This window comes from Pseudomonas sp. GX19020 (genome assembly GCF_023371075.1).
In the GTDB taxonomy this organism is placed as follows: Bacteria; Pseudomonadota; Alphaproteobacteria; order Rhodobacterales; family Rhodobacteraceae; genus Pseudogemmobacter.
Genome location: NZ_JAMCCR010000001.1, coordinates 43,974 through 64,960, shown reverse-complemented (window position 1 = coordinate 64,960; position 20,987 = coordinate 43,974). Strand labels below are relative to the sequence as shown.

Here is a 20,987-nt window from a genome sequence, read left to right as displayed (position 1 = left end):
ATTCATAATCCTCAGCATCTTTATGAATACGGCACATGTATATCGAGATCCGCCACCTTCGCACCATCCGCGCCATCCATACCGCAGGCGGCCTCGCCCGCGCCGCCGAGATGATGAACATGACCCAATCGGCGCTGTCGCATCAGGTCGCGGGGCTTGAGGATCAGGCGGGGATGGAGCTCTTTGTCCGGCGTTCGAAACCGATGCGGCTTTCGGCGGCAGGGTTTCGGATGCTGAAACTCGCAGATCGTATCCTGCCCGAGATCGACGCGCTGGAAGAGGAATTCATTGCCCTGAGATCGGGGAAGTCAGGGCGGCTGCATATCACGCTGGAATGCCATGCCTGCTATGACTGGCTGTTTCCGGTGCTGGAAATGTTCCGCCGCGCCTGGCCCGAGGTGGATGTCGATATCCGCGCGGGCCTCGCTTTTGATGCCATGCCGGCGCTCAATCGTGAAGAGGTCGATCTGGTGATCACCTCGGACCCGGCCGCGCAAAACGGTATCACCTTCAATCCGCTCTTCGACTATCATCCGACCTTCGTGGCCTCGTCGCAAAACCCGCTCGCGGCGAAAGAGTTCATCCAGGCCGAGGATTTCCGTGATCAGGTGGTGATCACCTATCCGGTCAGCCGCGACCGGCTCGATCTCTTCACCGAAGTCCTGACTCCGGCCAAGGTGGAACCCCGTGGCCATCGCACGGCCGAGCTGACGGCGGTGATCCTGATGCTTGTCGGATCGAACCGGGGTGTGGCGGTGCTGCCCGACTGGGTGATGCGCGAAGTGCGCAGGTCCAGCGACTATGTCACCCGTCCGCTGGGGCCGGAACCGGTTCTGAAACGCATGTATGCCGCCACGCGCGAAGAGGACAGCACCCGCCCCTATATGGCGCATTTCCTGCGACTTGCCCGGATCGAGGCGGTGCGGCTGCAGCGTGGCTGAACTGCAACTTTGCTGTTCTAAGCGGCTTTTCGCTGTAAAAGGCGGGATTTCATAACCTGGCATTGACCGAATCGTCGTTGACTATTTTCCGGCCCCGCCAAAAGCTGAGCCATGACCACCTGTTTTCCGATTTGACGATGACGGAGAGTATTATGCGCGCAGATTTCTTGCCCGCTCTGGCGCTTTTCCTGGCCCTGGCCGCGGCTCCGCTGCAGGCAGAAACCCAACCCGGCGCGGCGACCGACAGCTCCGCCAGCAGCCCCGCTACCGCCCCCGGCGCGAAATTCATAAAACCCGAAATCATCACCGCGGGTCCGGGCACCGAAGATCCGGTGAAGCAGGCGGGCACCCTCGCAGAGGAAATTCTTTCTGCCGCGACGCTGGACACGGGTGAAGACACAGCCCAGATCCTGGATCCGCCCGCAAGCGCCAAGGGGATGAGCGGAGCGCCGATGCCCGGCACTCTCACATCAGAACCCGGAACGAGCGAGACCGGAACCACCTGGACCGGCACTGTGGAACCCCTGGTGTCAGAGCCCTTTGCATCTTCCTCGCTGCCGCAAAACCCTGCCATACCGGTGGAAATCGTGCTGGAGGCGGCGACCTCGGGCGTGACCCGGGCGGCAGCAATTGTCGAGGAACTCCGGCGTGAGACCATTGAGGTTCGCGTCTCGATCTCGCGGCAGATGATGGAGGTTCGGTATAATGGCGAGATCCTTCATGAATGGCCGGTCTCGACCGCGCGGAAGGGCAAAGTGACGCCCAAAGGCAGCTTCAAGCCGCAATGGCTGTCAAAGAACCATAAATCCTCGCTCTATAACAACGCGCCGATGCCCTATTCGATTTTCTACAGCGGCAATTATGCGATCCATGGCACCGATCAGGAATCAAAGCTTGGCCGCCCGGCATCGGCGGGCTGCGTGCGCCTCAGCCGCGCCAATGCGAAGGTGCTCTTCGCGATGGTGCAGCAAGAGGGCAAGTCGAAGATGAAGGTCGAGATCCTCGACTGATCACAGGCGCCACACTTTCGCAGGACGGCCGGCGGGTTCAGCGCCGCATCAGCCGGCGCCGCAATCGCCGGAGCATATTGCGCACAATAAGCCGATGGGCGATGCCGACCGGCAGCATATAGATCCGGCCATAAAGATTATGGGTGATCACCGATGAGGTGATCGCCACCATATTTCCCGCAGTCGAGATACAGGTCATCACATCGAGATGGTGGTCGCGGTCGGTCAGAACCAGAAGATGCGGCCCGGCATGTTCGACCCGAAAGAAATCCAGCCGATCCCCCGTCCCGACCCTGTCGTGGCTTGTGCCGGAAAAGCCGCCGATCCGCCGCACGCCGAACCGCGCGGAGACTGCATCGCGGATCCGGAAGGCCAGCTGCATCAGCGGCTGTGGCCCGGTCATGATCAGGTTCCAGACCTCCAACGCGCCGAGGGCGACCGGCAGTTCGGCCCGCGCGCAATCGTAAAACCAAAGCCTGTCCCGCCCGGCAAGGGTTACGATCTCTGGCTGCATCTTTTCCCTGCCGTCAGTCCCTGAACCATTCTTTGGCCAGGACAGCCACAGCGCCATAGCACAAAAGGTCGCAATTCCCGGCCCTGACCGCGCCTGCGAGCTGCTTCCGGCCCTTTCCTTCCCGCGTCTTTCCCTGTAAGGCCCATCCGTTCCAGCCAATGCCTGACCCGGAGTCCGCCCATGCAGGGAAGCGCCAACCTGAACCTTATGATCAAGGCCGCCCGCAAGGCTGCGCGCTCGCTGGTCAAGGACTTCCGCGAGGTCGAGAACCTCCAGGTTTCCGCCAAAGGTCCGGGCGATTTCGTCTCGAAAGCCGATCGCGAGGCCGAGCGCATCATCAAGGAAGACCTGATGGGCGCGCGCCCGTCTTACGGCTGGCTGGGCGAGGAAACCGGCGGCACCGAAGGCCAGGACCCGACGCGGCGCTGGATCGTCGATCCGCTGGACGGAACCAATAACTTCCTGCACGGGATCCCGCACTGGTCGATCTCTATCGCGCTGGAACATAAGGGCGAGATCGTCTCGGCGGTGGTCTATGACGCGCCGAAGGACGAGATGTTCTATGCCGAAAAAGGCTCGGGCTGCTGGCTGAATGACAATCGCCGCCTGCGGGTCTCGGGGCGGCGCAGCCTGCATGAATCGCTGTTTGTCACCGGCGTCCCGCATGGCGCACAAAAAACACTGCCCGCGACGATGAAAGACCTCTCGCTGGTCAGCCCCGGCACCGCTGGCGTGCGCTCGTCCGGATCGTCGGCACTTGATCTCGCCTGGGTCGCCGCCGGGCGCTATGAGGGCTGTTTCCAGCGCGAGCTGAAGGCCTGGGATATGGCTGCGGGCCTTTTGCTGGTCAAAGAGGCCGGCGGTCTGGTGGAAGGCATCCGCGAAAATCAGGATCCGCTCGACAGCGGGTCGGTCATCGCGGCCAATGACCAGATCTTCAACCAGCTCGCAGGCCTGTTGCGCGGCTGAGGCGCGCGACCCGGGCCATATCCACCCGCAGAGGCGTATCCCGCCTCTTGCCGGGGCACGGTGAAGCGGCCATTGTCGCGCATCATGAGCCGCTTCCTTACGCCCCGCATTGCCGCCCTTCCCGCCACCGTGCCCTTTACTGGCCCCGAGACGCTGGAGCGCCGCTCCGGCCGCCCCTTCCGCGCCCGGCTGGGCGCCAATGAAAGCGGCTTTGGCCCCTCACCCCGCGCGCTGGCTGCGATGCAGGCTGCGGCCTCCGAGGTGTGGATGTATGCAGACCCCGAAAATTACGACCTGAAACAGGCACTTGCCGCCCGCCACGGCTGCACGCGCGACCATATCGCTATTGCGGCGGGGGTGGATACGCTGCTCGGTCTTTTGTGTCGGATGGTGCTGCAACCCGGCGAGACGGTGGTGACAAGCCTTGGCGCCTATCCGACCTTCAATTTCCACGTCACGGGCGCCGGCGCCGACCTGGTCCGGGTGCCCTATCTTGGCGCGCATGAAGACCCAGAGGCGCTGCTTGCAGCGGCAAAGACCCATCGCGCGAGGCTCCTCTATCTCGCCAATCCCGACAATCCGATGGGCAGCCATCATCCCGGCGCCACGATCCGCGCGCTTGCCGATGCGCTGCCGCCGGAAACGCTCCTCGTGCTGGACGAGGCCTATGCAGAGCTCGCACCGGATGAGGCGATCCCCGATATTCCCGCCGACCATCCGCAGGTGATCCGGTTGCGCAGTTTTTCAAAGGCCTGGGGGCTGGCGGGGGCGCGGGTCGGCTATGCGATTGCCGCGCCCGATCTTGCCGGAAGTTTCGACCGGATCCGCGATCATTTCGGCATGGGGCGGATCAGCCTCGCGGGCGCGCTGGCCTCGCTGCAGGACCCGGACTGGATCCCGACCATCCGCGCCCGCATCAGCGCGGCCCGCGACCGGATAAGCGCAATCGCCCGCGAAAACGGGCTGGATCCCCTGCCCTCGGCCACCAATTTCGTCACGATGAATTGCGGTCGCGATGGCGATTATGCGCGCCGGATCCTCGCGCAATGCGAGGCACGCGGATTGTTCATCCGCATGCCTGGTGTCGCGCCTCTGGATCGCTGTATCCGCATCAGCCTCGGGCCGGAGCCGATGATGGATCTGGTCGCCGAAGTCCTGCCCGAAGCCCTGCGCGCCGCGCAGGGATCATAACCTGCGGGCCTATTCCGCCGCGACTTCGGGTCGCGCCGGGCCAAGCGAGGGCGCAGAATTCACCTCACGGGGCTGGGCGTGCAGAACCGGGACCAGGACGGCGGCAGTCTCGGGGGCGGCGGCAACGGGCGCGGCGGCCACTGGGATAGCGGATGCAGGCTCTGCGGGCGCAGCCGCAGGCGCCACCGCAGCCCGCGTGAACACCGGAGCGCGCGGCGCCTCGGCAAGGATTTCGCGGCGAAAGACCAGCATGTTCTGAAAGCTGGTTTTCGTGCCGGTCAGACCCGAACGCTCATCACAAGGCAGGCTGTCGGCGCGCACATAGTCCCAGCCTTCGGCGCCCAGCTCATTCATCACCGTGCTCAGGGCCAGCGCGAAACGCTCCTCCGTGGATTTGACGCCACGCGCCTTTTCGCCCCTGCGGGGCGCCGGAACAACCTTATATTCGAACCGTTGCATCCTGCTCTCCGGCTTTGGTTTCTTGCAGGCAGTTTAGTGAATTCTTCTCTGTAAGTCCAAATCACAAAACGGTTTTTCCGTAATCTGCCCCATTACCGCATCAGGCAGCCTATGTTGTGGGGCGCCCATCAGCGCGCCCCAGGTGATGGTAGATTGTCAGCCCGTTCCTGCGGTCAGGAGGACAGCTTCATCAGGATCAGACCGCCGACGATCATACAGGCGGCAAGAATACGCAGCGCCGTCGCAGGCTCGTGCAGGAATATGATCCCGACCACAAACGCCCCGACCGCACCGATCCCGGTCCAGATCGTATAGGCGGTGCCCAGAGGCAGCACCCGCATCGCCAGTGACAAAAGCCCGAAGCTGAACACCATCGCCACCAGCGTGATGACGCTGGGCCAAAGCTTCGTAAACCCATCCGAGAGTTTCATGCTATAGGCCCAGAGAACCTCGAGCACCCCGGCAACAATCAGAAAAATCCATGCCATTACGGCCATGCCTCCAGAAGAGCCGGGCCGTCCCGGGCAGAACCTGAGGCAACGGGGTCGTCCCCATGCCATCGGAGCGACGGTTTCACGCCCTTGGGCCGAAAAATAACACAGGCCCCGGGGCGGTCAAGCCATGCCGGAGCCTGTCTGTTTTCTGTTGCCCGAAGGCAACCACCCTTTGGCCGTGCCTCAGAGGCCGAGCTTTTTCATCACCAGATCATTGACCGCACCGGGGGCCGCCTTGCCGCCGGTGGCCTTCATCACCTGGCCTACGAACCAGCCCGCAAGTTTCGGGTTCTGTTTGGCTTTTTCAACCTGGGCAGGGTTTTCGGCGATGATCTGATCGACCGCCGCCTCGATGGCACCCGTATCCGTCACCTGCTTCATGCCGCGTTCCTCGACGAGAACGGCCGGGTCGCCGCCCTCGGTCCAGACGATCTCGAACAGATCCTTGGCAATTTTTCCCGAAATCACATTCGCGGAAATCAGATCGACAATGCCGCCAAGCTGGGCGCTGGATACCGGGCTTTCGCCGATCTCCTGGCCTTCCTTTTTCAGCCGACCGAACAGCTCGTTGATCACCCAATTGGCCGAGAGCTTGCCATCCCTGCCCCTGGCGACCGCGTCGAAATAGCTGGCATTTTCCAGTTCAGCCGTCAGCACCGAGGCGTCGTAATCGGTCAGCCCGTAATCCGACATGAACCGCGCCTTTTTGGCATCGGGCAGTTCCGGCATCGATTCCGCGATCCCGTCGACCCAGGCCTGTTCGATTTCCAGCGGCAGAAGATCGGGGCATGGGAAATAACGGTAATCATGCGCCTCTTCTTTCGAGCGCATCGAGCGGGTCTCGTTCTTGTCGGGATCGTAGAGCCGGGTTTCCTGCACCACTTGGCCGCCATCTTCGAGAATGGCGATCTGGCGGCGGGCCTCGAAATCAATCGCAGCCTGGATGAAGCGCATGGAGTTCATGTTCTTCAGCTCGCACCGCGTGCCGAGATGGCTGAAATCCTGGCTCGCCTGGTATTTCTCATACTGGCCGGGGCGGCAGACCGAGACGTTGACATCGGCCCGCAGATTGCCGTTTTGCATATTGCCGTCACAGGTGCCAAGGTAACGCAGGATCTGGCGCATCTTGGCGACATAGGCTGCGGCTTCCTCCGGCCCGCGGATATCGGGGCGCGAGACGATTTCCATCAGCGCAACACCGGTGCGGTTGAAATCGACAAAGCTCAGGTTCGGGTCGATGTCATGGATCGACTTGCCGGCATCCTGTTCGAGATGGATGCGCTCGATCCTGACCAGACGCGCGACGCCCGGGCCCATTTCGACCAGAACTTCGCCCTCGCCCACAATCGGGTGATAGAGCTGGCTGATCTGATAGCCCTGCGGCAGGTCCGGGTAGAAATAGTTCTTGCGGTCAAAGGCCGAGCGCAGGTTGATTTCCGCCTTGAGGCCCAGCCCGGTGCGGACCGCCTGTTCGACGCAGAATTCATTGATCACCGGCAGCATGCCCGGCATCGCGCAGTCAACAAAGCTGACATTGGTGTTCGGCTCGGCGCCGAAGGTGGTCGAGGCTCCCGAGAACAGCTTGGAATTCGAGGCGACCTGGGCATGGATCTCCATCCCGATCACCAGTTCCCAGTCATGTTTCGCACCGGCGATAATTTTCGGAACGGGGGGCGTATAGGTCAGATCGAGCATAGTCCACCTCTGCGGCAGGTCGGGATCGGGTCGGTTGACAGAATCACACGCTGCGGGAGGCCGGAAAAGCACCCCGTTAAGCGGTCCCGTCGGTGTTTAGGGCGCGCGCGGGTCGGGGGCAAGACCCGGCTGCCCCTGACCGGGGCGGCTTTCGCACAGGAAAGGCAGGGGAAGATCCCGGGCCAGATGCAGGGAAAAACCGCAGGAAAATGCCGCTTCGGGCAAAATCCCGCCAGGTTCCCGCCAGGAGCACTGGCGAGAACCCGCCGGTTTTTCGCACAGAACTTTGCATATCCGGGCTTTGCCGCTTATTGCCGCACCGTCGATTCCCCTGGCCTGCCTCTTATCCGGTTCGCCCTTTCGGCATTGTCCCGAGGCCATAGAAGGCAAGAAGCATGAAAATCTCCAGGTTGGGTCTGCGTGCCCTTGCGGCAGTAACGGTTGCCCTGTCTCTGAGCGCCTGCGTTCAGGCCGGTGGCAGAACCAAAGCAGTTCCCTCCGAGAGTTTCATCGCCACCTCGCAAATGGGCTGGGAGCGCTATTCCGGATCAAAGGAATGGACCTATGAGGCCCTGGCCGCCGTTTCCCAGAAGGATGCCGAGCTTTCGGCGCGCGTGCCCTCTGATATCGCAAGCTGGTGCCCGGCCTATAAATCGGCATCTGTCGAACAACGCCGCGCCTTCTGGGTCGGGCTGATGCATGCGGTTGCGAAACATGAAAGCACCTGGAACCCGAAAGCTTCGGGCGGTGGCGGGCGCTATATCGGGCTGATGCAGATCTCGCCGCGCACGGCGGCCTCGCATGGCTGTGACGCGCAATCGGTTTCGGCACTGAAAGACGGTGGCGAGAATCTGAGCTGTGCGGTCGAGATCTTCTCGAAAGCCGTGGCACGGGACGGGGTTGTTGCCGGCGCCGGCAATCAGGGCATTGGCCGCGACTGGGGCCCGTTCCGCAAATCCGAAAAGCGCGCCGAGATGTCGGCCTGGACATCGGCTCAGCCCTGGTGCTCGGGGTCAGCGAAACTCTGATCCGGGCCATGATGGCGCGGATATGAAAGCGGCCCCTTGCGGGGCCGTTTGACTATTCGGGTCGGGGGAAAAGCGCGCACCCGTCTCAGCTGACGCGGAACTGGCGGGCAATGTCGTCAAGCGCGTCACGCTGGCGCGGCGACAGGTTGCCATCGCGCGAGGCGGCTGCGATGTCTTTCACCACCTGCATCAGCGGCGCAAAACCCTCGGCGCCCTTCAGTTTCCACACCCGTTTTGTCAGCCGTTTCAGCCCCGGATCGGCGCCTTTCGATTCATTGATCAGCCAGCGGCCCAGGATCACCGCCTCCTCTGCGCCCGCCCGGTCATAGCCGAGATGACGTTGCAGTGAGATCAGCAGCGCATCCTGCTGTTCAGAGGTCGGCAGAGCCGTCAATTCCAGAAAGGCAAGGGCTGCGCCGGCGATGGCGACATCGCCATCCTGCAGGCTTTCCACCGGATGTTCGTTATAGCGGCGCCGAAAGCCAAAGCGCCGCGCCGCAGACATGACATCCTGCGCGACGCCGACCAGATCCTGCGCTGCCTGCCCGGCCGCCTTCATCCGCCAATACCAGATGGCAGCCGTCGCAATGATCCCGAGAAGTGCGATGATAACCGGCAATAGTATACCTCCAACAATTCACCTCTGAAATTCACGCTCATGTGAAGACATCTGGCTTTGCAGGTCAATATCCTGGCCGGAGGCTTGCGGCTTCCGGCAGGTTTTCCTGACCTGCGGCCGTTACCTGGCCGCGAGCATTCGCCCGGCCATTTCCGACAGATCCCGGCTGAGGCCGGGCGTGGCGAGGATGCGGCTCAGCGCGGCACGGATCAGGCCCTGGCGCGCAGGGTCATAGCGCGGCCAGGTCTCGAACGCGGTCGACATGCGGGCCGCCGTCTGCGGGTTCAGCGGGTCCAGCTGCAACAGCCAGTCCGCCAACAGCCGGTAGCCCGAGCCATCCGCACGGTGGAAGCCCGCGTGATTGGCCGCGAAAGCGCCGAACACCGCGCGGAAGCGATTGGGGTTCTTCAGGTCGAAATCCGGCCTCTGGGTCAGCTCACCAACCAGCGCCGCCACCCGCTCCGGTGCGGCGCAGCTGATTTGCAGCGAGAACCACTTGTCCATGACATTGCGATCAGCGGACCAGCGGGTCGCGAAGGCCGTCAGTTCCGCCTCGCCTGCACCAATATCCAGCAGCGCCGTCAGCGCGCCGATGCTTGCGGTCATATTGCTGGCGGTGGCAAAAGCCGACCTCGCGGCCGCGCCGTCCTCCAGACGCGACAATAGCGCAAGCAGCGCATTGGTCAGCGCCCGCCGCCCCGCACCGGCAGCGTCCGGGACGAAGGGGCCGGCATCGGCCAGACCCCGGATAAGCTCGTCCAGGTCGGCTTTGAGCGCGTGAGCCAGGTCCTGTACGGCAAGGCGGCGGGCAGCCCTTATCGCGTCGGGATCGGGTTCGATACCCTGATCATGCAGCGCCTGGGCCAGATCATCCTCGCCCGGCAGGCGCAGCAAAAGCGCGCGGAAGGCAGGATCAAGCCTCTGATCGCGGATCAGCGGCACCAGAGCCCGGATCCAGCCGGCCAGCAGGTCATCCTTGCCCCGCACCAGATCAGTCAGCATCTCGCGCGCGAGCGAGCGCCCCGCTTCGTAGCGGTTGAAGAGGTCACTGTCATGGGCGAGCAGGAAGGCGCGCTCGGACGCTGTGGTCTCACGCTCCAGCACCACGGGCGCCGAGAACCCGCGCAGGACAGAGGCCACCGGGCGCGCCGCAAGCCCGTCGAATGTGAAGGATTGCTCGGTATCTGTCATCTCGAGCACCCGGGTCGGCACCACCTCGGACCCGTCCGGCGCGAGGAGCCCGACCGCAATCGGGATCACCTTCGCCGTCTTCTGCGCCTGGCCGGGCGTCGCCGGACTGTTCTGGCGGAAGGTCAGCGTATAGCGCCCGTTTTCAAAGCTTTCGCAAAGGTTCAGACGTGGGGTGCCGGCCTCGTGATACCAGCGGCTGAACTGGCTCAGATCTCGGCCGGTCACGTCTTCAAAGACCTTCAGCCAGTCTTCGATGGTCGCGGCATCGCCATCATGGCGGGTGAAATAAAGATCAAGCGCCTGATCCCAGGCCGCATCACCGACCAGGGTCTTCAGCATTCCGATCAGCTCGGCGCCTTTTTCATAGACGGTGGCGGTGTAGAAATTGTTGATCTCGACAAAGCTTTCGGGCCGCACCGGATGCGCCAGCGGCCCCTGATCCTCGCGGAACTGCCGGGCGCGGAGCAGCGCCACATCCTCGATCCGTTTCACGGCATGGGACCGCATATCGCCCGAGAATTGCTGATCGCGGAAGACCGTCAGTCCCTCTTTCAGGCAAAGCTGGAACCAGTCGCGGCAGGTGATACGATTGCCGGTCCAGTTGTGGAAATATTCATGCGCGATGATCGCCTCGATCCGGCCGAAATCGTCGTCTGTGGCGGTCTCGGGGCTGGCCAGCACGAATTTGGAGTTGAAGATGTTCAGCCCCTTATTCTCCATCGCGCCCATGTTGAAATCATCGACGGCGACGATGTTGAAAACGTCGAGATCATATTCGCGCCCGTAAACCTCTTCGTCCCATTTCATCGAACGGATCAGGCTGTCCATCGCCCAGGCGCAGCGATTTTCATCACCCGGACGGACCCAGATCTCCAGATCGACGGCGCGGCCTGACCGCGTGGTGAAGCTGTCGTGATGCGCCACGAGATCACCGGCCACCAGCGCAAAAAGATAGGCGGGTTTGGGCCAGGGGTCATCCCATTCCGCCCAGGACCCGCCGCGCCCCGCCGGATTTCCGTTGGACAAAAGCACCGGCAGATCGCTTTCGATGCGGACATGAAAGCGCGCCATCACATCGGGACGGTCGGGGTAGAAAGTGATTTTGCGAAAGCCCTGGGCCTCGCATTGCGTGCAATACATGCCGTTCGACATGTAAAGCCCCTCAAGCGCGGTATTCGAGACCGGATCGATCTCGACCAGCGTTTCCAGCGTGAAGGGACCATCGGGCAGAAGGTCGGCGGGAATGGTCAGCCCGCTCTCGTCCGGGGTCAGATCCAGCAGCGCCCCGTCAAGGCGCAGCGAGATCAGCCGCAGATCCTCGCCGTCAAGCCGCAGCACATGGCGGCCCTTCGCCTCGGGATTGGGGCGCAGATGCAGCTTTGCCGTAACTTTAGTGGATTTCGGCGCAAGCTGGAAGGTCAGCCCGACCCGGTCGATCAGATGGCTGAAGGGGCGGTAATCGGCAAGCCAGACGGTGCGCGGGTCTTGGGCCCTGTCCGAACCCGCATCAGCGGAGGGGGTCTCTGCGACAGATGGCTCGGCAACGGGGGGCACGTCGGGGCTGGAATGATCGGCGGTCATGGCGATTTCCCTTTCCTTATATACGAATACCTGGACCCCTGCCCCGACGGTTACAAGGGGCCGGCCTGAAGATCAGTTCAGGGGGCGGCAGTCGCTGCCTCGTGAAGCGCCGCGCGCAGAACCGCATCGACATCCGCGCTCATCGGAAGGCCGCGGGCCAGCACCGTGTCCCAGGGGAACCAGGCGGCCTCTTCTGCATCATCCGCCGCCAGAACCTGGCCCGAAAGGTAGCGGCAGACCACCGGCACCAGGAAATAATGCCAGGCCACCCCCGCTGTGCCCGCCTGCGCCGGCCCGATGATATCAAGCCCGGGCAGCTGGCGCATGACAGACGCGATGATCCCGGTTTCCTCGGCCAGCTCGCGCAGGGCCGCGTCGCAGACGCGCTCGCCGAACTCCACCTTGCCGCCGGGATAGCCCCAGAGCCCCTGATCAGGCGGGTTCCGGCGCCGCACCAGCAGCACCCTTCCCTCATGTGCCACCACGGCCAGCGCAGCCAGACGCGGGGTTGAAACAGGAGGCGGGATCCGGGTCATGGCAAAACGCTCCTTCATCTGCACCCTCGCCAGACGGTGCCCGGCCTGGCAGAATGGCAGCAGAATCAGGGGCGAAGTCCATAACAGAGCCGCGCGAAAAACGGGGATATCGCGATCTTCTGGCGCTGACCAATGTCGCGACCACCACCATGGCAGCCGACGCCGCTACGACACTGCTGGCGGGAAGAGATGCGGTGTTTGTCGATATCCGAGACCTGCGCCAACCGGAGCGCGAGGCGCTGATCTCCGGCGCCCGGCCTGCCCTGCGCGGCATGCGGGCAGCCTGGATCGATGCTGCCAGCCCCTGGCACAAGCCCTGGCTGGCCGAAGACTGGCTTTACGTTGTCTGTTGCGCCTCTGGCTGGCGTTCCGCGCAGGTAGCAGAGGTCGCGGGCCAGATGGGGCTGACTGCGCGAGCCTCGTGGCGGCCTAACAGGCTGGCAAGCCGCAGCCCCACTGCCGCATCTGGGGATTAAAGCGTCAGCGCAAGCTCTCCCAGCTGATCGGCAGCCGCGCCCCAGCCCTCGTGAAAGCCCATTTTCTCATGCTCTGCCTTTTGGGCCGCCGTGCGGTGCAGCGCATTGGCGCGGTAAAGCGAGCCCGCACCGTCGGGCAGGACCTCCATCACTGCGGTAAAACCAAAGCTGCCATCATTCGGATGCCAGCCACCGCGCATCAGATCGGTCCAGACGAGGCGCCGCCCGGGAACCACCTCAAGCACGCAGCCATGACCCGGCATCTCGCCATGCCCCGGCACATCCATCACCGAACGGAAGGAGCCGCCCGGCCGCAGATCCAAGCTGACATCGCGGGTGACAACGGGGCGCGGCGCGAACCAGGCTTCGATCAGGGCGGGCTCGGTCAGACAGCGCCAGATGCGGTCGGGCGCGGCCTGAAAGCGGCGCTCGATCCGCAAATCGGTCTCGGGATTGAACTGCATGGCTTCCTCCCTGCATATCCATGTAAAGAAAGGCTCGCATATCCGCAGCCGGGGCAGCAGTCCCCCCCGGCCCGTAAGCCGGATTCAGCCGATATCCAGCGCCAGCGCGTGGATGCGCCCGGGGATATCACCAAGCGCCGCCAGCACCGCGCGATGCCTGGCAATCCGGCTCATCGGTGCGAAAACACCGGCGCGGATGCGTACCGCGAAATGCGTCTCTCCCGTGCCATCATCGCCGGAATGCCCGGCATGGCGATGGCTCTCATTCAGCACTTCCAGCTCCTCCGGCGCGAAGGCCGCGCGCAGCTTTGTCTCGATTTCGTCAATCACGGGCATTTTCACCCACCCCCTCTTCAATCCGCCGGTAAATCACCTAAACTTGGCCGCCCGAGTCGGAAAGGCAGCATAAGGCCCTCTATCCAATGGTCAGTAAGAACCCATTCGAATTCGATCTCCGTGTTTCCACGGATAAGAAGCGTAAATCCGCCGGCCGCCGCGCCGGTGTCTCTGCGGCTGCAACCTCGACGCATCGCTGTGACTACCCTGATTGCGACAGAGGCGGCGAGTTCCGTGCGCCGAAATCGCGTGAGCAGCTCGATGAATTTTTCTGGTTCTGTAAGGACCATATTCGCGAATACAATCTGAAGTGGAACTTCTTTGACGGCACCTCGGATGAGGAATTCAGACGCATCGTCGAGAAGGACCGGCTCTGGGAACGTGAGACCAAACCGTTTTCCAAAAAGGATGACGGCAATGCCTGGGCCCGGATGGGGGTGAATGACCCGCTGGAAATCCTTGGCGAAAAGGGCACCCGGTCGGCGCCCTCGACCGCCTCGACCGGCGCGACGCGGAAGCTGCCGCCAACCGAGCGCAAAGCGCTGGAGATCCTCGATTCCCGCGACACCATGACCAAAACGGAAATCCGCAAGCAATACAAAGGCCTGATCAAGGTTCTTCATCCCGATATGAATGGCGGCGACCGCAGCCAGGAAGAGATGCTGCAAGAGGTGGTCTGGGCCTGGGATCAGATCAAGGACAGCCGCTATTTCCGCGACTGAGCCGGCTTTGCGAGGCATCGCCACAGGCATTTGCGGCCGCAAGCCATATGAGGACGGGCGGGCAAAATGAGCAGAATGCAGAATGCCGCAGTCATTGCGCTGGCGACCTTATTTGCGCTGGCGCTTGGCGTTGCCCTTGCGGAAGAGCCGGCGCGGGTGCTGGACTTGTATGGCCAAACCTCGACGCCCTGGTTTCTGATTGGCTTCGCGGCAATTGCCGCGGCGCTTTTCACCCCGCTCTGGCGACGGGCAGGCTGGTGGCCGCAGATCACTTCGGCGCTCATCATCCCGGTTTACGGCGTCAGCGCCCTGATCGCGGGGCTGAGCTTTGATCGCCTTGTCGCGCCGCTGACCGTGACGGGACAGATCGGCGCGAAACTTGTGCCTTCGCTGCCCAGGGCGCTGGCTGAACTGCTGACTGCACTGCCCGCGCTGGCAGCGTTTCTCCTGCAACATGCAAGCCTGTCGCTGATCGTGCTTGTCGCTGCCGTCGTGATCTGTGAGCGGTGCACGGCCGGCAGCAACAGCGCCATGCCAGGCTGAGAAAAGCCCGGCGCCCATCTGCCATCCCCCGCAGGCGAGGTTTGCGGAGCCGAAAATTGGGGCATCACCGCTGAGGCTCGCCCCGTTGGCGGTTACAGTCTCCCGACCAAAGCCGCTCTTGCACGTCTGTGCGTAATGTTCCATGAACTCGGGACCGCCTGAAATTTGCCCGAAATCTGGACGTAACCATGCCCGATAATGCGATCAAGCCGACCGAAGAGATCTCTGTCCGCGAGGTGTTCGGCATCGATACCGATATGCGGGTCAAAGGCTTCGCCGATCGCACAGATCGCGTGCCCGAGATCGACAGCACCTATAAATTCGACCCCGATACCACGCTCGCGATTCTGGCAGGCTTTGCCTATAATCGCCGGGTGATGATCCAGGGCTATCACGGCACCGGGAAATCGACCCATATCGAACAGGTCGCCGCGCGGCTGAACTGGCCCTGTGTGCGGGTGAACCTCGACAGCCATATCAGCCGGATCGACCTGATCGGTAAGGATGCGATCAAGCTGGAAGATGGCCGCCAGGTGACGAAATTCCAGGAGGGCATCCTGCCCTGGGCCCTGCGCAACCCGGTGGCGATTGTGTTCGACGAATATGATGCCGGCCGCGCCGATGTGATGTTCGTGATCCAGCGCGTGCTGGAACATGATGGCAAGCTGACGCTGCTCGATCAGAATGAGATCATCACGCCGCATCCGTCCTTCCGCCTGTTTGCCACGGCAAACACCGTAGGCCTTGGCGATACGACCGGCCTCTATCACGGGGTGCAGCAGATCAACCAGGCCCAGATGGACCGCTGGTCGCTGGTCGCCACGCTGAATTACCTGTCACATGATGCGGAAACCGCCATCGTCCTGGCGAAGAACCCACATTACAACACGGCCGAGGGCCGCAAGACCATGAGCCAGATGGTAACAGTGGCCGACCTCACCCGTACCGCCTTCATGAACGGCGATCTCTCGACCGTGATGTCGCCGCGTACCGTGCTGAACTGGGCCCAGAACGCGCAGATCTTCCGCAATGTCGGCTACGCATTCCGGCTTTCCTTCCTGAACAAATGCGATGAGCTGGAGCGTCAGACCGTCGCCGAGTTCTATCAGCGCTGCTTCAATGAAGAACTGCCGGAATCCGCTGCCTCGATGGCAATGAAGTAAGAAGAAGACGGGGGGCTGCCTGCCCCCCGCGGCCTTCGGCCTCCCCCCGGGGATATTTCCAGACAAGTGAAAAGAAAGCGTCTTTCATCTGTCCTTAAATATCCTCGGGGGGAGGGCCGCGCAGCGGACCGGGGGGCAGACAGCCCCCTTCCCGGTCCCTGGTATTTCCCTTGCATCTCCACCCGCGCCGGTGACAGGGTCCATCCATGAACAAGCCCGCCGATAATCCCGCCGATCCGTTTAAAAAAGCCCTTGCCGAGGCCACGAAGGTGCTGGCCGACGACCCGGAGATGACCGTTTCCTATTCGGTCGACCCGCCCGGCATGAACCGCGATGGCGTCCGGCTGCCGCAGGTGTCGCGGCGTATGACGCGGGACGAGGTGATGCTCGCCCGTGGCACAGCGGATGCTTTCGCGATGCGGCGCAAGTTTCATGATGAGAAGACGGCGGCGAAATATGCGCCGGTCGGACAGCTGGCCCGCGATATTTACGAGGCGATGGAGACCGCGCGCTGCGAGGCGATGGGCGCCCGTGTGATGCCCGGCACCGCCACCAATATCGATGCGAAAATCGGCCAGGAGGCGGATCGCAAGGGGTATTCGCAGATCAGTTCAGCCCAGGATGCGCCTTTGCCGGTCGCGGCGGGCTATCTGGTCCGCGCGCTCGCGACCGGGCGTAAATTGCCTGCGGGCGCCGAGAATGTGATGTCGCTCTGGCGCGGCTTTATCGAGGAACAGGCCGGCGGCACGCTGGGAAGCCTTGATGAGGTGCTCTCAGATCAGTCGGCTTTCGCACGGCTGGCGCGCCAGGTGATCCAGGATCTTGGCTATGGCGATCAGCTGGGCGATGACCCGGATCGTCCCGATGATGACGAGGCCGGTGACGAGGCCGAAGAGGATCAGGACAGCCCCGATCAACAGGATGGCGAGGAGGAGCAGGGCGAAGAGGCCGAGGCCTCGCCCGAGCGATCCCAGGAAGAACAGCAGGACGAATCTCAGGCTCAGGTCCAGATGGATGACAATGCCGAGATGGAGCTTGGCGACGAGACCGAGATGCCCGAGGGCGAGGCGCCCCTGGAGCCGCCGCCCCCCGCGCCCCATTCCGATGCCGATCCGAATTACACCGTCTACACGACCCAGTTTGACGAAGAGATCCGCGCCGAAGAACTGGCGGAACCGGCAGAGCTGGAACGGCTCAGGGCCTATCTCGATCAGCAGCTTGATCCGCTGAAAGGCGCAGTGGGGCGGCTGGCGAACAAATTGCAGCGGCGTCTGCAGGCGCAGCAGAACCGGTCATGGCTCTTTGATCTCGAAGAAGGCGTGCTGGATGCCGGGCGGCTTGCACGGGTTGTCGCGAACCCGACCACGCCGCTTTCGTTCAAATGGGAAAAGGATACCGAGTTCCGCGACACGGTGGTGACGCTGCTGATCGACAATTCGGGATCGATGCGCGGGCGGCCGATCTCGATCGCCGCGATCTGCGCCGATGTGCTCGCACGGACGCTGGAGCGCTGCCAGGTCAAGACCGAGATCCTCGGCTTTACCACCCGTGCCTGGAAGGGCGGCCAGAGCCGTGAGAAGTGGCTCGCCGAGGGCCGTCCGCAGCAGCCGGGCCGGCTGAATGATCTGCGCCATATCATCTATAAAAGTGCCGATGCGCCCTGGCGGCGGGTGCGCCCGAATCTCGGCCTGATGATGAAAGAAGGGCTCCTGAAGGAAAACATCGATGGCGAGGCACTGGAATGGGCGCATCGCCGGATGCTGGCACGCCCCGAGGCGCGGCGCATCCTGATGGTGATCTCGGATGGTGCGCCGGTTGACGATTCGACCCTGTCGGTGAACCCGGCGAGCTTCCTTGAGAAACATCTGCGCGATGTGATCGCGATGGTGGAAAAGCGCCGCGCGGTCGAGCTGATCGCGATCGGGATCGGCCATGATGTGACGCGCTATTATCAGCGTGCGGTCACCATCACCGATGTCGAGCAGCTGGCGGGAGCCATGACAGAGCAGCTGGCGGGGCTTTTTGACAAGGATCCGAAAGCAGCCAAACGGGCCGGACTGCGGAAAACGGGCTGAGGGGGCGCTGCCCCCGTCGCCTTCCGGCTCCTCCCCCGGGATATTTTCGGACAGATGAAAAGGGCTGCCGCGATGTTTCAGAGCTTTGACAATCCAGCCTCACCGGAAGAGGGGCCGGGGCGGCTTGCGGCGTTGCGGCAGGTCATGGCGGCGGAAGGGCTTCGGGGCTTCATCGTGCCGCGCGCCGATGCACATCAGGGGGAATATGTCGCCGATTGCGATGCGCGGCTGGCCTGGCTGACGGGGTTCACCGGATCGGCCGGGTTCTGTGTGGCGCTGACGGATCGGGCCGGGGTCTTCATCGACGGGCGGTATCGGACCCAGGTTAAAGACCAGGTCGATCTGGCGCATTTCACGCCGGTTCCCTGGCCGGAAATTCAGGCTGCGGAGTGGATCCGGGGCACTGCTGCAGCTGGCGTGATCGGTTTCGACCCCTGGCTGCATACGCGCGATGAGATCCACCGGCTGGAACACGCGCTTGAGGGCAGCGCTGTGACGCTCAGGCCCTGTGGCAATCTGATCGACCGGATCTGGGCCGACCGGCCGGGCGCGCCCTGTGTGGCAGCCTTTGCGCATCCCGAAGCGCTGGCCGGCGAGAGCGCCGCTGGCAAGCGCCACCGGATCGGGGCGGCGCTGGCCGCGCGCGGTGAAGCGGCGGCGGTGATCACCCTGCCCGATTCGATCTGTTGGCTGCTGAACATCCGGGGCGGCGATGTGCCGCGCAATCCGGTGGTGCAGGCTTTCGCCGTGATCTTTGCCGATGGCCGCGTCAGTCTCTTTGCGGAACCTGCGAAGTTTGATCCGGAGCTGCGGGCGATTCTGGGCCCCGAGGTCACGTTGCGCCCGCCCGCCGCTTTCGCGCCGGCGCTGCGCCTGCTTTCCGGCCCCGTGCGGCTTGATCCGGGATCAGCGCCGCTGGCGGTCTGGTATGAGCTGGCGGAGGACGGCATTGCGGTCAGCGCCGGTCCCGATCCCTGTCTTCTGCCGAAGGCGCGCAAGAACGCGACCGAAATTGCGGCCACCGCCGAAGCGCATCTGCGCGATGGAGCCGCGATCTGCGAATTCCTGTGCTGGCTTGACGCCAACGCGCCCGGCGATCTGACCGAAATAGCAGTGGTCGAGGCGCTGGAGGGGTTTCGCCGCGCGACCAATCTGCTCCATGACATCAGCTTTGACACGATCTGCGGCGCCGGTTCAGACGGGGCGATCATCCATTACCGGGTGACGGAAGAAACCGACCGCGCTTTGCGCGATGGCGAGTTGCTGCTGGTCGATTCCGGTGCGCAATATCTGGACGGCACCACCGATATCACCCGCACCATCGCGATCGGCGACCCGGGTGATGAGGCGCGCAGCTGTTATACGGCTGTGCTGCGCGGCATGATCGCGGTCTCGACCGCGCGCTGGCCGCGCGGGCTGGCCGGGCGCGATCTCGATCCGCTGGCGCGGCAATTCCTCTGGACGCGCGGCCTTGATTACAATCACGGCACCGGGCATGGGGTCGGCGCTTTTCTTTCGGTGCATGAGGGGCCGCAGCGAATCTCACGGATCTCGGAAGTTCCGCTGGAGCCGGGGATGATCCTTTCGAATGAGCCGGGCTATTACCGCGAAGGCGCTTTCGGCATCCGGCTTGAAAACCTGATCGTGGTGACAGAGGCCCCTGCCCTTGGCGACAACCGTGACCAGCTTTGTTTCGACACGCTGACCTGGGCGCCTTTTGACCGAAGGCTGATCCATAAGGCACAGATGTCGGCGGATGAGCGCGCCTGGCTCGACCAGTATCACGCAAGAGTGCTGGCGCTGATCGGGCCGCGCGTCACCGCGCCGACCCGGGCCTGGCTGGAAGCCGCCTGCGCCGCACTCTGATCAGTTGCCCCGATCAGGCGCCGGCAAGAAGGCGAATGCGCCCGATCATCGCGCGCAGCCCGTTCGAGCGCTGCGCCGAGAGGTTTTCCCTCAACCCGATCCGCGCGAATTCTGCCTGCGCATCGACCCTGAGGACCTCGGCCGGCGTCAGGCCCGCGTAAAGCGCATGCAGAATCGCGATCAGCCCGCGGACGATCATCGCATCCGAGTCACCCTGGAAGTCGAACCGCTCCGGCGTGATCTGCGGGCGCAGCCAGACCTGGCTCGCGCAGCCCTCGACCTTATAGGCGGGAACATGGAAACTGGCATCCAGCGCCGGCATCGCCTTGCCCAATTCAATGACATGCCGGTAGCGCTCTTCCCAGTCGTCCAGGAATTCCAGGGTCTCGGCAATTTCCTCGAATGCGGGCGTGGCCATGGCGGTTCTCCTTCTGCCAGTCTGGCCTAGCGCCACGCGCGGGCAAGGTCCAGAGTGCTGACGTGGCAAGGATGCGGACAAGGTTCTGCTGCGGCGGCTTTTCAAAGCGCCACTTTCACGATACCGAAGGGGTGGAAGATGGAGAATGACGGATGATCCGCAAAGCGACCGCTGTTTGCCTTTTGCTGACGCTTGCCGCCTGTGGCGGAATGAGAGACAGCCGGCTGAACCCGTTCAACTGGTTCGGGACATCAGAGCCTGCGGAAAAGGTGGTGATCAAGGAGACACCTCAGGACAGTCGTGAACGGGTCCAGACGGTGCTTGATATGAAGATCGAGCAGGTCTCCTCGGGCGCGATCGTCCGGGCGACGGGGCTGACGCCGACCCAGGGCTGGTGGGAGGCGTCACTTGTGCCGCAACCGGTAACGCCGGAAGGTGTTCTTGTATTGGATTTCCGCATCTCGCCCCCGTTCGAGACGCAGCCCGTCAATACGCAACGCTCGCGAGAAGTGACCGTGGCGCTGCACCTGTCGAAGATCAGACTGGCCAATGTGCGTAAGATCGTGGTCCAGGGCGCGAATGACGCCCGTTCCGCCGGTCGCTGATCGCGGATGGGGGCTGCCTGCCCCCACGGCCTTCGGCCTCCCCCGGGGATATTTTCAGACACGTGAAAAGAAAGCGTCTTTCATCTGTCCT

22 protein-coding genes are annotated in these 20,987 nt (G+C 63.2%); 12 read left to right on the top strand and 10 right to left on the bottom strand.

From position 1 onward, the window contains the following. Positions 1 to 35 precede the first annotated feature (35 nt). Entirely contained in the window at positions 36 to 941 is a 906-nt protein-coding gene (locus M3484_RS00345) for a LysR family transcriptional regulator (protein WP_249495293.1), read from the top strand. 152 nt (positions 942 to 1,093) lie between these two features. Continuing rightward, positions 1,094 to 1,951 carry a L,D-transpeptidase gene (locus tag M3484_RS00340; protein WP_249495292.1) on the top strand — a complete coding sequence of 286 codons (858 nt, stop codon included), beginning with the start codon at positions 1,094 to 1,096 and terminating at the stop codon, positions 1,949 to 1,951. Positions 1,952 to 1,988: 37 nt separating this feature from the next. Here M3484_RS00340 and M3484_RS00335 read toward each other — a convergent pair whose 3' ends face one another. Next, on the bottom strand, positions 1,989 to 2,465 hold the full coding sequence (locus tag M3484_RS00335) for a DUF2867 domain-containing protein (RefSeq protein WP_249495291.1): 477 nt from the start codon (positions 2,463 to 2,465) through the stop codon (positions 1,989 to 1,991). A 180-nt stretch (positions 2,466 to 2,645) separates the two neighbouring features. On the opposite strand from M3484_RS00335, the gene M3484_RS00330 reads away from it, so the two are divergent. Next, positions 2,646 to 3,434, top strand: coding sequence for an inositol monophosphatase family protein (locus M3484_RS00330; RefSeq protein WP_092896854.1), 789 nt, complete (start codon positions 2,646 to 2,648; stop codon positions 3,432 to 3,434). An 84-nt stretch (positions 3,435 to 3,518) separates the two neighbouring features. Next, complete coding sequence (locus M3484_RS00325) at positions 3,519 to 4,625, top strand: pyridoxal phosphate-dependent aminotransferase (protein WP_249495290.1); 1,107 nt, start codon at positions 3,519 to 3,521, stop codon at positions 4,623 to 4,625. Positions 4,626 to 4,634: 9 nt separating this feature from the next. Here the strand turns inward: M3484_RS00325 and M3484_RS00320 are convergent, their stop codons facing one another. The 3 genes from M3484_RS00320 to gatB form a co-directional block, all read right to left on the bottom strand. After that, entirely contained in the window at positions 4,635 to 5,084 is a 450-nt protein-coding gene (locus tag M3484_RS00320; RefSeq protein WP_249495289.1) for a DUF4177 domain-containing protein, read from the bottom strand. A 173-nt stretch (positions 5,085 to 5,257) separates the two neighbouring features. Next, positions 5,258 to 5,572: a DMT family transporter gene (locus M3484_RS00315; RefSeq protein WP_092896846.1), complete on the bottom strand. Its 315-nt coding sequence runs from the start codon at positions 5,570 to 5,572 to the stop codon at positions 5,258 to 5,260. A 189-nt stretch (positions 5,573 to 5,761) separates the two neighbouring features. Then, complete coding sequence (gene gatB / locus M3484_RS00310; RefSeq protein WP_249495288.1) at positions 5,762 to 7,273, bottom strand: Asp-tRNA(Asn)/Glu-tRNA(Gln) amidotransferase subunit GatB; 1,512 nt, start codon at positions 7,271 to 7,273, stop codon at positions 5,762 to 5,764. Positions 7,274 to 7,668: 395 nt separating this feature from the next. On the opposite strand from gatB, the gene M3484_RS00305 reads away from it, so the two are divergent. Beyond that, positions 7,669 to 8,301, top strand: coding sequence for a transglycosylase SLT domain-containing protein (locus tag M3484_RS00305; RefSeq protein WP_249495287.1), 633 nt, complete (start codon positions 7,669 to 7,671; stop codon positions 8,299 to 8,301). An 85-nt stretch (positions 8,302 to 8,386) separates the two neighbouring features. Here M3484_RS00305 and M3484_RS00300 read toward each other — a convergent pair whose 3' ends face one another. From M3484_RS00300 to M3484_RS00290, 3 genes are all read right to left on the bottom strand, one after another. Next, entirely contained in the window at positions 8,387 to 8,920 is a 534-nt protein-coding gene (locus tag M3484_RS00300; RefSeq protein ID WP_249495286.1) for a hypothetical protein, read from the bottom strand. 120 nt (positions 8,921 to 9,040) lie between these two features. Further along, a complete protein-coding gene (pepN, locus tag M3484_RS00295; RefSeq protein WP_249495285.1) occupies positions 9,041 to 11,692 on the bottom strand; it encodes an aminopeptidase N in 2,652 nt (883 codons plus the stop codon). A gap of 77 nt (positions 11,693 to 11,769) precedes the next feature. Continuing rightward, positions 11,770 to 12,228 (bottom strand): NUDIX hydrolase, encoded by a 459-nt coding sequence (locus M3484_RS00290; protein ID WP_249495284.1) that lies wholly within the window; start codon positions 12,226 to 12,228, stop codon positions 11,770 to 11,772. Between the two features lie 53 nt (positions 12,229 to 12,281). Here M3484_RS00290 and M3484_RS00285 point away from each other — a divergent pair, with 53 nt between their 5' ends. Next, entirely contained in the window at positions 12,282 to 12,704 is a 423-nt protein-coding gene (locus tag M3484_RS00285; RefSeq protein WP_249495283.1) for a rhodanese-like domain-containing protein, read from the top strand. On the opposite strand, the gene M3484_RS00280 is transcribed toward M3484_RS00285, so the two are convergent. Together M3484_RS00280 and M3484_RS00275 are read right to left on the bottom strand one after the other, a co-directional pair. Next, positions 12,701 to 13,168 carry an SRPBCC family protein gene (locus tag M3484_RS00280; RefSeq protein ID WP_249495282.1) on the bottom strand — a complete coding sequence of 156 codons (468 nt, stop codon included), beginning with the start codon at positions 13,166 to 13,168 and terminating at the stop codon, positions 12,701 to 12,703. The two genes, M3484_RS00285 and M3484_RS00280, sit on opposite strands and share 4 nt — an antisense overlap. A gap of 84 nt (positions 13,169 to 13,252) precedes the next feature. After that, entirely contained in the window at positions 13,253 to 13,504 is a 252-nt protein-coding gene (locus M3484_RS00275; protein ID WP_249495281.1) for a BolA family protein, read from the bottom strand. Between the two features lie 86 nt (positions 13,505 to 13,590). Here M3484_RS00275 and M3484_RS00270 point away from each other — a divergent pair, with 86 nt between their 5' ends. The 5 genes from M3484_RS00270 (at position 13,591) to M3484_RS00250 (ending at position 19,873) form a co-directional block, all read left to right on the top strand. Next, a complete protein-coding gene (locus M3484_RS00270) occupies positions 13,591 to 14,226 on the top strand; it encodes a J domain-containing protein (protein ID WP_092896825.1) in 636 nt (211 codons plus the stop codon). Positions 14,227 to 14,292: 66 nt separating this feature from the next. Next, positions 14,293 to 14,769 carry a hypothetical protein gene (locus M3484_RS00265; RefSeq protein ID WP_249495280.1) on the top strand — a complete coding sequence of 159 codons (477 nt, stop codon included), beginning with the start codon at positions 14,293 to 14,295 and terminating at the stop codon, positions 14,767 to 14,769. A 188-nt stretch (positions 14,770 to 14,957) separates the two neighbouring features. Continuing rightward, positions 14,958 to 15,932 (top strand): cobaltochelatase subunit CobS, encoded by a 975-nt coding sequence (gene cobS, locus M3484_RS00260; protein ID WP_249495279.1) that lies wholly within the window; start codon positions 14,958 to 14,960, stop codon positions 15,930 to 15,932. Positions 15,933 to 16,138: 206 nt separating this feature from the next. Then, complete coding sequence (gene cobT / locus M3484_RS00255; protein ID WP_249495278.1) at positions 16,139 to 18,007, top strand: cobaltochelatase subunit CobT; 1,869 nt, start codon at positions 16,139 to 16,141, stop codon at positions 18,005 to 18,007. A gap of 54 nt (positions 18,008 to 18,061) precedes the next feature. After that, positions 18,062 to 19,873, top strand: coding sequence for an aminopeptidase P family protein (locus M3484_RS00250; RefSeq protein WP_249495277.1), 1,812 nt, complete (start codon positions 18,062 to 18,064; stop codon positions 19,871 to 19,873). A 13-nt stretch (positions 19,874 to 19,886) separates the two neighbouring features. Here M3484_RS00250 and M3484_RS00245 read toward each other — a convergent pair whose 3' ends face one another. After that, entirely contained in the window at positions 19,887 to 20,291 is a 405-nt protein-coding gene (locus M3484_RS00245; RefSeq protein WP_249495276.1) for a SufE family protein, read from the bottom strand. A gap of 152 nt (positions 20,292 to 20,443) precedes the next feature. Between M3484_RS00245 and M3484_RS00240 the strand changes: the two genes are divergently transcribed. After that, positions 20,444 to 20,896, top strand: coding sequence for a hypothetical protein (locus M3484_RS00240; RefSeq protein ID WP_249495275.1), 453 nt, complete (start codon positions 20,444 to 20,446; stop codon positions 20,894 to 20,896). The last annotated feature ends 91 nt before the right edge of the window (positions 20,897 to 20,987 follow it).

What these genes read in the sequence shown, in the direction of transcription:
- M3484_RS00345 (WP_249495293.1), top strand. Translation starts at nt 36, where the DNA reads ATGTATATCGAGATCCGCCACCTTCGCACCATCCGCGCCATCCATACC.
- M3484_RS00340 (WP_249495292.1), top strand. Translation starts at nt 1,094, where the DNA reads ATGCGCGCAGATTTCTTGCCCGCTCTGGCGCTTTTCCTGGCCCTGGCC.
- M3484_RS00335 (WP_249495291.1), bottom strand. Translation starts at nt 2,465, where the DNA reads ATGCAGCCAGAGATCGTAACCCTTGCCGGGCGGGACAGGCTTTGGTTT.
- M3484_RS00330 (WP_092896854.1), top strand. Translation starts at nt 2,646, where the DNA reads ATGCAGGGAAGCGCCAACCTGAACCTTATGATCAAGGCCGCCCGCAAG.
- M3484_RS00325 (WP_249495290.1), top strand. Translation starts at nt 3,519, where the DNA reads ATGAGCCGCTTCCTTACGCCCCGCATTGCCGCCCTTCCCGCCACCGTG.
- M3484_RS00320 (WP_249495289.1), bottom strand. Translation starts at nt 5,084, where the DNA reads ATGCAACGGTTCGAATATAAGGTTGTTCCGGCGCCCCGCAGGGGCGAA.
- M3484_RS00315 (WP_092896846.1), bottom strand. Translation starts at nt 5,572, where the DNA reads ATGGCATGGATTTTTCTGATTGTTGCCGGGGTGCTCGAGGTTCTCTGG.
- gatB (WP_249495288.1), bottom strand. Translation starts at nt 7,273, where the DNA reads ATGCTCGATCTGACCTATACGCCCCCCGTTCCGAAAATTATCGCCGGT.
- M3484_RS00305 (WP_249495287.1), top strand. Translation starts at nt 7,669, where the DNA reads ATGAAAATCTCCAGGTTGGGTCTGCGTGCCCTTGCGGCAGTAACGGTT.
- pepN (WP_249495285.1), bottom strand. Translation starts at nt 11,692, where the DNA reads ATGACCGCCGATCATTCCAGCCCCGACGTGCCCCCCGTTGCCGAGCCA.
- M3484_RS00290 (WP_249495284.1), bottom strand. Translation starts at nt 12,228, where the DNA reads ATGACCCGGATCCCGCCTCCTGTTTCAACCCCGCGTCTGGCTGCGCTG.
- M3484_RS00285 (WP_249495283.1), top strand. Translation starts at nt 12,282, where the DNA reads ATGGCAGCAGAATCAGGGGCGAAGTCCATAACAGAGCCGCGCGAAAAA.
- M3484_RS00280 (WP_249495282.1), bottom strand. Translation starts at nt 13,168, where the DNA reads ATGCAGTTCAATCCCGAGACCGATTTGCGGATCGAGCGCCGCTTTCAG.
- M3484_RS00275 (WP_249495281.1), bottom strand. Translation starts at nt 13,504, where the DNA reads ATGCCCGTGATTGACGAAATCGAGACAAAGCTGCGCGCGGCCTTCGCG.
- M3484_RS00270 (WP_092896825.1), top strand. Translation starts at nt 13,591, where the DNA reads ATGGTCAGTAAGAACCCATTCGAATTCGATCTCCGTGTTTCCACGGAT.
- M3484_RS00265 (WP_249495280.1), top strand. Translation starts at nt 14,293, where the DNA reads ATGAGCAGAATGCAGAATGCCGCAGTCATTGCGCTGGCGACCTTATTT.
- cobS (WP_249495279.1), top strand. Translation starts at nt 14,958, where the DNA reads ATGCCCGATAATGCGATCAAGCCGACCGAAGAGATCTCTGTCCGCGAG.
- cobT (WP_249495278.1), top strand. Translation starts at nt 16,139, where the DNA reads ATGAACAAGCCCGCCGATAATCCCGCCGATCCGTTTAAAAAAGCCCTT.
- M3484_RS00250 (WP_249495277.1), top strand. Translation starts at nt 18,062, where the DNA reads ATGAAAAGGGCTGCCGCGATGTTTCAGAGCTTTGACAATCCAGCCTCA.
- M3484_RS00245 (WP_249495276.1), bottom strand. Translation starts at nt 20,291, where the DNA reads ATGGCCACGCCCGCATTCGAGGAAATTGCCGAGACCCTGGAATTCCTG.
- M3484_RS00240 (WP_249495275.1), top strand. Translation starts at nt 20,444, where the DNA reads ATGATCCGCAAAGCGACCGCTGTTTGCCTTTTGCTGACGCTTGCCGCC.